The following is a 9858-nucleotide window of genomic DNA, read 5'->3' as shown; positions in this document are numbered from 1 at the left end:
AAAAGAACCGAGAAAAGTCAGAGAATCGATCAGTTATGTACCACAGGATATGGCAGTTGATGTACGACTCACTGGCCGGGAGAATGTCATGATGTTTGCAGAGTTATATGGGATTCAAAATCCGGCCCAAAAAACAGAAGAGGCACTTCGTGTGCTTGATCTTTCTGACCGGGCAGATGACTTGGCAAAAGTCTATTCCGGTGGGATGAGAAGGAGGCTTGAACTTGCCCAGGCACTTGTCCATAACCCGAAAGTCCTCTTTTTCGATGAGCCGACTGTCGGACTTGATGTTGCAGCCAGGAAAAAAATATGGGAGCATATTATTGATCTTCGTAAACAGGGAATGACGATTTTTGTAACCACCCATTACATGGATGAGGCAGATCGGTATTGTGATCGTGTTGCAATCATAGACAAAGGAATCATTCAGGCAATTGATACACCTGACAATCTGAAAAGTATGATTTCCAAAGATATCATCTCATTCTCAGTGACAGGTCAGGTCGAGAAGATCGAGGTTCCGGGAGTTACATTTGCCTTCATGGAAGGTGATGAACTGGTCTTCTATGCAGATCACGGGGATCATGCTCTTCCCCGGGTAAAAGACGCCCTCACCGAAGCAGGAGTTCAGGTGACAGCAATGTCAATCAGAAAACCATCACTGGATGATGTATTCCTTCACCTTGTCGGGACCGAGGAAGATTCCAGTCCCTTTAAACTGAGTACATTCAGAAATGCCATGGGGAGGCGGGGATGAACCCAATACTGGTATACTGCCAAAGAGATCTTATCCGGTGGTTTCGAGGAAAATGGGGGTTTATATCAGCGATGGTTATGCCTGCAGCCTGGCTTGTATTTGTAGGTCTTGCTCTTCCCATCCGTTTTACCGATAACTATATCGATTTTGTCACACCAGGAATCCTTGCAATGACCATTCTTTCTGCTTCACTTGCGGGAGGGGGTCTTCTTATTCTGGACCGGATGCTCGGTTTTTTCAATAAATTTCTAGCCCTCCCTCCTCCCCGTGAATCAATTCTGTTTGGGAAGATCTTGGTAATAACCATTCGGGGAATAATTCAGTCAACTATTATCCTGTTTTTTGCTTTCCTGCTGGGGGCCAGATTATACTCACCGGTCCAGCTTGTGGGTACATACTTCATTTTATTCATATTCGGAGCATTGTTATCCGCAGCAGCGACAACAATTGCAATATATGTTGATGACCATGACCAGTACGCAGCAGTCAATGCCATGATTTCAATGCCGGTATTCTTTACTTCTTCGGCAATGATGCCTTATGACCAGATGCCGGCCTGGCTCTCACCTATTGCTCACATCAATCCGCTTAGCTTCGCAATTGATGGAATCCGTATTCTGCAGACCGGGACAGTTCCGGTCACTCAGATTGGTCTTTTAACCGTCCTCTGTGCTGGCATTCTTGGTCTTGCTGTACATGCATTCAGAAAGGTGAAGATATGAACCCCAACGGTTTTTCTGTCCTCATGTATTGCTAATTGAACATATATCAAAGATTACTATGAAAATGAAAGATTTTATTTGTATTTCTGTTACGATAATCCTGCTTATTAGTACCGTCGGAGCGTTATCGGCTGCAGATGTGACATTCACGGATACATCTGGAGAAACGATTACCCTTCCCAACCCTGCTGACCGGATTGTGTGTCTGAATAGTGATAGTGCTGAGGCAATCGTTGCTCTTGGTGCCGGGAATAAAGTTGTTGGTATCACTGATAGTACCATGACTGATGCTGCACTTATGAAACATCTTCCAAAGGCCGTAAGTGTCGGTGAATGGCAGACGCCGGGAGTTGAGCGGATTCTTGCCATGAAACCAGATGCAGTTATCTCCTACTCAAGTTCACGGCCAAAAAATGCAGATCAATTACAAAATGCAGGAATTCGTCTTATTTATCTGGATTGTTATAAATTCAACACTCTTGCACATGACATAGAGGCTGTTGGCACTCTAATCGGTGCTGAAGATAAGGCAAAAGCCTATATTGCATTCATGAAGAAATGGGAGGATGAAGTGATATCCAGAACAAAAAATATTTCCGGTGAAGAGATGCCCTCCGTGTATATTGAAGGGTATTCAGATTATTCTGCCCAGGGTAAGGATAGTGGCATTGACTTACTTATGAGCATTGCCAAAGGAAAAAACCTTGCTGCTGATCTTGGTGAACAGTGGCCAAAGGTAACCCCGGAATGGATTATAAGCAAAAATCCGGAGATAATCATAAAAGCAGCATCCGTAAAACCTGATAAAACGCTTGGTCAGATACGGGAGGGTGTCCTCAGCAGGACCGGATTTGAGTCTCTTGATGCGGTTAAAGATAAAAAGGTGTATGTTCTGAATGGTGATCTTATCTATGGCCCCAGAAGTCCTGCGGGTCTTGTGTACCTTGCAAAAATCCTTCATCCGGATAAATTCAAGGATATTGATCCGAGTGATGTTTTGAAGGAGTATGCAAAAGAGTTTGTTTCAGGAGTGGAATCGGAAGATTATTATACTGCAATAGGATAACTCCCTGGAATCCCGAGGGGGTCTAAATGATCCTGCGGGAAATATTTTTTTAAGTGAACAGAATCAATTTCCGATAAATCGTACACTCTTGCAATTCATTATCCAGGAGAATTATCTCATAGAAGATATGCGTCCAAGAAATCCTGTCAGAGTTCCTCATATTGCTTTGGAAAAGTAATCTGTATTATGATTATCTCTTTTGATTCACACGGATTTGATGTTTTTGAGTACCGTTTCATCAACACGGATTTTTAAACTGGCTCATCGGGTATCATTAATGTGCATATATAACCTGACCTTGACCCGACGAAAAAGAATATGGATCCATACTCACCGGGTCTTATATCCTGTCAACTCTGGATGAAAGGTAGCATTCTGTTATTCGCTCTCCATATGGATGATCTCCTGACAACAAGACTTGTAATGGACTATGGAGGGGTTGGATTGAACCCGGTCTTTCAGTGTTTCAGAATACCTATGATTTTGGACGTTTATCACTCTTGTAAATCCTTCTTTCTTATGTGGACGTATTTTTCATTGTCAAGAGGAGATCGAAGATACCCTTTGGCGACGTGAATAACCTTCCTATTTCTGATAGTATTGGCGATTGCAGCGGTCATAAATAATATTCTTGACACCAGTATCGTATGGTGAGATCAGACATCAGAGATTTCGGAAGAGAACTCTTACCCATTAAGTATTTTGACAGCTCCTGATGTAATAATGTCACATCATGAACATTATCTGAACCGAGTGACGCATTACGACGAAAACCTCTTTCGCATCCTGCCCCAAGCCGAACTCTTCTTTTCCACCTGCCTTTCATTTATTCCGCACCACAGGATTGCTATCATGGAACTTGGTTCAGGGACCGGTTATTTCACCACATTCATGCTTGGCCAAAACCCTGATTACCAGATCACCTGCATTGATAAATCTCCGGAGATGCTTGAAATGGCCAGAAGGAAAAAGGAATTATCCGGATGTACTTTTATCGAGGGTGATATCACTACAGGCCTGCCTGAAGGAACCTTTGACGGTGTCGTTACAACACTCACTCTTCATCATATCCCTGATAATTCAAGAGAAAAACTCATTCGCGAGATATACCAAAAATTAAACCCGGAGGGATGTTTCATTTGTGGTGATGTTTTCAAACCAGAACAGGACTGGATTGAATCTATATACCGGAGCAGATGGAAGAACCATATGAGGGAGACCGGCATGCCAGAAGATCAGATACGCGAGACCGTATCCGGAAGAGAGAATGCATGGCCATTTTTGGATACCATGCATGGATTTTACAGAAAAATAAAAAATGCAGGTTTTAAAAGAATTCTTGTTCCATTCACGTATGATATGTCTGGAGTAATGATTGGGTGGAAATAACCGGTTATATAATAAATCTGATTCATCAGATTATGTCAGAATTTAAAATTCTATACCTTTTCGTGCTTTCACCCCCCTATCAAAATAATGTTTAATTTTTTTCATCTCGGTGACCAGATCTGCTGCATCTATCAGTTCTTGCGGTGCTTTTCTTCCGGTGAGAACCACTTCTACCCACGGTTTTCTTGACCTTATCATAGAGATAATCTCTTCGATGGTAACCAGCTGATAAAAAACACACAGGATTATCTCATCCAGAACGACCATATCAAAATGTCCGGATGATAGAATACTTCTGCAATGTTCCAATCCGGTTCTGGCCTGCTTTCGGTCTTCATCAGTGGGATCATTGATAATGAAATTCCCGGTCCCATACTGTTCTATTACAAAGGTATCAAAGAGTGAACAAAGGCCCATTTCTGCGGTCTCTGACCCTTTACAAAACTGGGCAAAAAAGACTGATCCACCAGAGAGCAGAGTCCGAAGGGAAAGACCGAGTGCTGCAGTTGTTTTCCCTTTTCCGTTTCCACAATACACCTGAATGTATCCAATTCGATCAAAACCCATGAATCCCGGTTACCTTGTCTGTACTATATATTTGAGTGATTATTCTAAATTCCAAAAGAAAAATCAGGAAAGATGAAGGGATGCCAGATCAGACCGGTGAGAGTTGAATCTGTTTTTCCTGCCCGACTGCCCAGATGATAAACTCATCAGGTGATGAAAATCCTGCCAGGGGATATTCATTCTCCAGATCGGTATCTGTTCCAAGTCTGATTACTTTTGACTCTTCCGATGGCTGATATCTATAGAGAACTTCAAATTCATTCTCCCTGCCATGAAGTTTTGAGATTCCCATCTGGTTGTAGCCTACCGCTACCTTCCATTCATCGTCCATAACATCAACATATACTCTGCCAACGAGATTTTTGTTATTTCTCCGAATCAGAACTTTGTTCTCAAATTCTTCAGTAACTTTTGCAGTCTTTGGTTTTGGTTCATAACCAATAAATTTTGACATAGATCAAAATTATTTGTATTAGAAGAAATAGTTTGCGGTAAGATAAGCAAAAACCTCCGCATATAATAAGAGATACCTTCCTGAAATAACTTAATCTCATCTTTCCAGTTCTTTTTTCATCTTTTTGCATATTTGAGATTCTTTCCTATTTTACCAATTCCTAAATGAATCAATTCAGGTTTAGTGATGAGGTCACAACAAATCTCAAGTGCATTTGATCACGAACAGAGGCTAAATCAGAAAATTACTTTCTCACTATGCTACACATGAAATAATGATGTTTCCCAAACATTAATTACCTTAAGACAATAATATTTGTATTAACTAAGAATTAATTTTCTTAGTAAAAAATGAAGCAGGATTAATGTGAAGACAAAATTTAATCAAAGAAATGAATCAGCTGTTTCTCCCGTTGTTGGCGTTTTACTTATGCTAGTAGTTACCATAATTATTGCTGCTGTAGTAAGTGGGTTCGCTGGGGGGTTGACAGCCGGACAAAGTAAACCTCCAGTAGCAACCATGGACGTACGGGTAATTGCTAAAGGCAATTATGGTGGAATGCCGCCCTGGGGAACCGGATATTATACACCTGCAATGGTGATTAAGCATCTCAGTGGTGATCCCATTGCAACAAAAAACACAAAAATTGTGACATTTTTTAAAAATAATTCTGATGGAAAGATATACAAAGGAGAATTGTATGGAGAAGTGCCAGTTGCAGGGAATGATAATTGGGATTCATACAAATCAAATCAATATTGTGCCCCTCTATTCCTGAATGACAAAACACGTTTTACTGATGGTACAATCTCTGATACAACGAATGGAAAATCAAATTGGTTTGGAAATGAATCAGCGATTTTCAGACCTGGGGACACTCTGACAAGTCCACACGGTTTTGTTGGCAATTATAATGATAATTCAACGCCAGATGAACCACATGTTAATGTAGGACTAAATAAATTAACGGGTTTGAATTGTTCTAATCCGGATACTGGTTTTTCTACTGGATCAGAAATTACTGTAAAGGTGATAGATGTCCCGAGTGGTAAAGCTATCTATGACAAGGTGGTGACCATAGAATGATCTCTAAACAAAAAACCATGGAGCCGGCAGTATCACCAGTCATTGGTGTTCTTTTGATGCTGGTAGTTACTCTCATTATTGCAGCAATTGTCAGCAGTTTTGCCAGTGGAATGACTGGAGAGCAGCAAAAAACTCCCCAAGCTTCATTGCAGGCGAGTTCAGACCTCAAAGAGTCTTCAATAATTTTCGAACACAACGGCGGAGATAGTTTTAATTTAGACTCGATATCTGTTGTATTTCAATCACAAGATACCAAAATTACTCTGATGAAGTCAGATGTTGGAAAAAATTGTGTTTCCTTTGAAAAAGTTGGTGACAACTCATCCCTGATGATCAATTCAGGAGACATTTTTTTTGTAAAAGGAACTCTCAGCTGGGATAAAGGAATCCAGTTTGGTAATTTTTCAATGTCGCCTTCCACAAAATGCGAATGGATGATTCTTGATACGGCAAGTAAATCCATTATCTCAAAAGGAAATTTTGTTCTATCTTGAGAATCCATTTTTTTTACTTTTTCGGTTTATTATGACCCGATTTATTTTAAATTGAAAAACATGAGACAAATACTAAACATCTCTGGTTATTCTGTTGATTTTAAACGCTATGATAACTCCTGGGATGAAGTCAGGAAATTTGTGCACGCTATGGATTGCTCAGGTGTTGAACTACTCATAGGTGGGGAATATGACACATCAATTCCACGGGATCTCATATCATCCGTACATTTACCTGGATGGCTCGGATGGATACGGCTCTGGCGGGAACCTGAATCTGTTCCTGCTGCATGTGATCCCTTCAAACAGGCATATTATTATGGGGCTGCAACCCCGGAGGCTCTCATCCGGACATTTTGTGAAAATTTAGAAAAAGCAGCAAACCTTGGTGCAGCATATGCTGTGTTTCATATTACCCATATAGAACTTGAAGATTTTTTTACGCGGAAACACCGGTATTCCTATAAGGAAGTTCTCTCCTCCGCAGCCTCTTTTTTAAATACTATCTGTATGAATTATTCCGATGGTGAACCCCCGGTCACCATCGGATTTGAAAACCTCTGGTGGCCTGGCCTGACGTTCTTATCACAGTCTGAAGTGGATTTTTTTACAGGACAACTCGAATTTAATAATTGGATCTTTGTTCTTGATACCGGACATATGATGAATGCAGGAGATATCCGGACTGAGAAAGATGGAATAGTCTATGTAATGTCAGCACTTGAAAGGCTATCAGAGAAAACAATACAGCGGATAAGATCCATTCATTTCCAATGCAGTACTTCCGGAACTTATCAAAAAGAATTCTTTTTCAGGGAACCACCATCAGGTTTTTCAAGTCTCTCATATGGTGATCAAATGTCTCTGCTTATGCCCATGATTGCAAACCTTGATCAGCATCAGCCATTTACCATCCCTGATTGTTGCCAGATTATTAGAAAAATAAAACCTGATTTCCTTGTACACGAATTTACCAGCAGATCAAAAGAAGAATTTGGTGTGAAAATCAGAACACAAAAAAACACGCTTAAAAATTATCGGTGATTCATTCACCCCGAATCTTCGGGGCTATCTCTTCCAACAAGTCCCATAATCGGGGTCCCGCCCGATCGGCAATATCACTGTCAACTACAATTATTTTGTCTGATACAATTGCCGATAATCGAGACAATCGGGGTTCGGTCATGAAATACTCCTTCATATCAACTGTATCACTCCCCATTCCACTGCCGGAATTGACCACGATAATATCCGGATTTTTACTGATAAACTCTTCGATGTTTGCTATTGCATGGCCATTTTTGTCTGAAAATGCATTCACTCCGCCTGCAATCTGGATAAGTTCATCCTGAAAGGTTCCTTTTCCACTCACGTATATGGGATCATACCAGATGACATGTGCAACAATCGGTTTTTTAGAGACTGTTTCTCCTTCTTTTCGAACAATTTCTTCACGCGCTTTTAGATTCGAGATGATTGATGATGCTTTCTCTGATGTACCGGTAATATAACCAATTTTTTCAATAGTGGTATAAATTTCGTCCAGACTTCGTGCATCTGCATAATATACCGGAATTTTAAGTTCCTTTATTCTATCAACAGCTTCCTGATTATTTCCACCTGATGCAATGACAAGGTCCGGATGTAATGCTACGACCTTCTCAATACTCACTGTTGAAAATCCCCCAATCCTGTCTTTTTCCAGTGCTGCTGCGGGGTAATTACAATAATCAGTGACCCCAACAATCCGGTCATCAAGCCCAAGTGCAAAGAGAACTTCAGTATTTGACGGAGCAAGGGAAATAATCCGGTGAGGCTCAGAAGATACCGTAACGAGTTGCTGCTGATCATCCTGAACTGTCCGCGGCCATGCGAGAGAACTCTCTTCCTGAATGGCTCCATAGAGAGGTGAACAGAGAAGAAAAATGATAAAAATACAAAAAATCGCTGACCTTAACCATTTGACACAATTTCTGGATCCCATATCGGATGTAAATTTTTTAAACCCCATAACATAATCACTTATCTTACATTAGATCAAAATTTATTTATTAAATTCACACTCTTCATATGAATACCATTCGAAATGTACTAATTCTCATCGGACTCTTATGTGCAGTAATTATTGCAATCCTACTATCCGTTCTCATAGGACCGGTCGATATATCTCTCGTTGAAATTCTGACCGGCGTAATCCAGGACAGCACTCATACGCAGATTCTTTTTGATATCCGACTGCCACGGGCAATTGCAGCGGCACTTGTCGGTGCCGGACTTGCCTGCGCCGGAGCAGCCATGCAGACATTATTCCGAAATGATCTTGCCGATCCGTATACGCTTGGAACATCTGCCGGTGGAGCGGTTGGGGTCTCACTTGCTATTATCACCGGTTCGGTATTGCTGGTCCCAGTTGCAGCATTTTGTGGCGCAATTGGTTCGGCATTTCTCGTGTACCTTCTGGCTGCACAAAAAAGAAGGCTCAGTACAGGAAATCTTCTCCTTACCGGAATTGCTGTTTCCATGTTTTTTTCTTCGGTGGTCTCAGTCTGCCTGGTATTCTCCGGAAAGAATATGCACCAGATCATGTTCTGGCTGATGGGAGGGCTGTGGAATGCATCATGGGCAGATATTCCCCTCCTTCTCATAACGCTCATTCCTGCCGGGATCCTTACACTTTTTTCCCGTGACCTGAACATCATGTCATGTGGGGAAGCTGAAACGCGGACACTTGGTATCGATCCGGAAAAAACAAAACTCCTTCTCCTTGCAGTATCATCCGGAATTACCGGCCTTGTAGTTTCAGTATCCGGATCAATCGGGTTTATCGGGCTTGTATCTCCCCATATTATGCGTATTATCACAGGTCCGGATCACCGGGTTCTGATTCCAGCGTCGCTGGGATGCGGAGCACTCCTTCTGATCTGTGCTGACACCATCTCCCGGACATGGCTTGGAGATCTGCCGGTTGGAATCGTTACCGCCTTTTTTGGGGCTCCTTTCTTTCTCATGCTCATCAGAAGGAGATCTGACTTATGACAGGACAAATCCTTAAAATATCAGATCTCTCTACCGGTTATGATGAGAAGGATATTCTTCAGGAGATCTCCCTTCTTGTTGAGGAGAAAAGTTTTGTCGGAATAATCGGACCGAACGGTTCAGGAAAAAGTACTTTTATGCAGGTTCTTGCCCGTTCTCTTCCGGTCAGGTCCGGAGGTATTCTGCTTCTGGGTGATTCCCTTCAAACCTGGTCATTTCGCGATTTTGGGATGAAAGTGGGCTATGTACCCCAGGAATCGGAAATAAAGTTCAAGTATCCGGTATAT

General features: G+C 41.6%; 12 protein-coding genes and 1 pseudogene. 10 read left to right on the top strand and 3 right to left on the bottom strand.

The genetic code is table 11. The annotated features are described in order from the left end of the window. From PLA23_RS13760 to PLA23_RS02790, 5 genes and pseudogenes are all read left to right on the top strand, one after another. Positions 1-217: pseudogene (locus tag PLA23_RS13760) on the top strand (ABC transporter ATP-binding protein); the annotation flags it as partial. Further along, positions 206-757, top strand: coding sequence for an ATP-binding protein DrrA1-3 family domain-containing protein (locus tag PLA23_RS02805; protein WP_502883588.1), 552 nt, complete (start codon positions 206-208; stop codon positions 755-757). The pseudogene PLA23_RS13760 and the gene PLA23_RS02805, both read left to right, overlap by 12 nt. Further along, a complete protein-coding gene (locus PLA23_RS02800; protein ID WP_324328437.1) occupies positions 754-1479 on the top strand; it encodes an ABC transporter permease in 726 nt (241 codons plus the stop codon). The genes PLA23_RS02805 and PLA23_RS02800 overlap by 4 nt, the downstream gene beginning before the upstream one ends. Positions 1480-1543: 64 nt before the next feature. Beyond that, positions 1544-2545, top strand: coding sequence for an ABC transporter substrate-binding protein (locus PLA23_RS02795; protein WP_324328435.1), 1002 nt, complete (start codon positions 1544-1546; stop codon positions 2543-2545). A gap of 723 nt (positions 2546-3268) precedes the next feature. Next, positions 3269-3934 carry a class I SAM-dependent methyltransferase gene (locus PLA23_RS02790; RefSeq protein ID WP_324473918.1) on the top strand — a complete coding sequence of 222 codons (666 nt, stop codon included), beginning with the start codon at positions 3269-3271 and terminating at the stop codon, positions 3932-3934. A 42-nt stretch (positions 3935-3976) separates the two neighbouring features. Here the strand turns inward: PLA23_RS02790 and PLA23_RS02785 are convergent, their stop codons facing one another. Together PLA23_RS02785 and PLA23_RS02780 are read right to left on the bottom strand one after the other, a co-directional pair. After that, complete coding sequence (locus tag PLA23_RS02785; RefSeq protein ID WP_324328431.1) at positions 3977-4501, bottom strand: cob(I)yrinic acid a,c-diamide adenosyltransferase; 525 nt, start codon at positions 4499-4501, stop codon at positions 3977-3979. Positions 4502-4589: 88 nt separating this feature from the next. Then, complete coding sequence (locus tag PLA23_RS02780) at positions 4590-4955, bottom strand: hypothetical protein (protein WP_324328429.1); 366 nt, start codon at positions 4953-4955, stop codon at positions 4590-4592. A gap of 366 nt (positions 4956-5321) precedes the next feature. On the opposite strand from PLA23_RS02780, the gene PLA23_RS02775 reads away from it, so the two are divergent. From PLA23_RS02775 to PLA23_RS02765, 3 genes are all read left to right on the top strand, one after another. Next, positions 5322-6041: a type IV pilin N-terminal domain-containing protein gene (locus PLA23_RS02775; RefSeq protein WP_324328427.1), complete on the top strand. Its 720-nt coding sequence runs from the start codon at positions 5322-5324 to the stop codon at positions 6039-6041. Then, positions 6038-6535, top strand: coding sequence for a type IV pilin N-terminal domain-containing protein (locus PLA23_RS02770; RefSeq protein ID WP_324328425.1), 498 nt, complete (start codon positions 6038-6040; stop codon positions 6533-6535). Before PLA23_RS02775 ends, PLA23_RS02770 begins: the two co-directional genes overlap by 4 nt. A gap of 150 nt (positions 6536-6685) precedes the next feature. Then, on the top strand, positions 6686-7579 hold the full coding sequence (locus tag PLA23_RS02765; protein ID WP_324328423.1) for an apurinic/apyrimidinic endonuclease family protein: 894 nt from the start codon (positions 6686-6688) through the stop codon (positions 7577-7579). A 1-nt stretch (position 7580) separates the two neighbouring features. Here PLA23_RS02765 and PLA23_RS02760 read toward each other — a convergent pair whose 3' ends face one another. Further along, positions 7581-8546: an ABC transporter substrate-binding protein gene (locus PLA23_RS02760; protein WP_324473916.1), complete on the bottom strand. Its 966-nt coding sequence runs from the start codon at positions 8544-8546 to the stop codon at positions 7581-7583. Between the two features lie 59 nt (positions 8547-8605). Between PLA23_RS02760 and PLA23_RS02755 the strand changes: the two genes are divergently transcribed. Further along, positions 8606-9571 carry a FecCD family ABC transporter permease gene (locus PLA23_RS02755; protein WP_324473914.1) on the top strand — a complete coding sequence of 322 codons (966 nt, stop codon included), beginning with the start codon at positions 8606-8608 and terminating at the stop codon, positions 9569-9571. After that, a partial coding sequence (locus tag PLA23_RS02750) for an ATP-binding cassette domain-containing protein (RefSeq protein ID WP_324473912.1) occupies positions 9568-9858 on the top strand: 291 nt, incomplete at its 3' end. The genes PLA23_RS02755 and PLA23_RS02750, both read left to right, overlap by 4 nt.

Source organism: Methanospirillum sp. (assembly GCF_035406105.1).
In the GTDB taxonomy this organism is placed as follows: domain Archaea; phylum Halobacteriota; class Methanomicrobia; order Methanomicrobiales; family Methanospirillaceae; genus Methanospirillum.
This window is presented reverse-complemented; position numbering and strand designations above follow the sequence as displayed.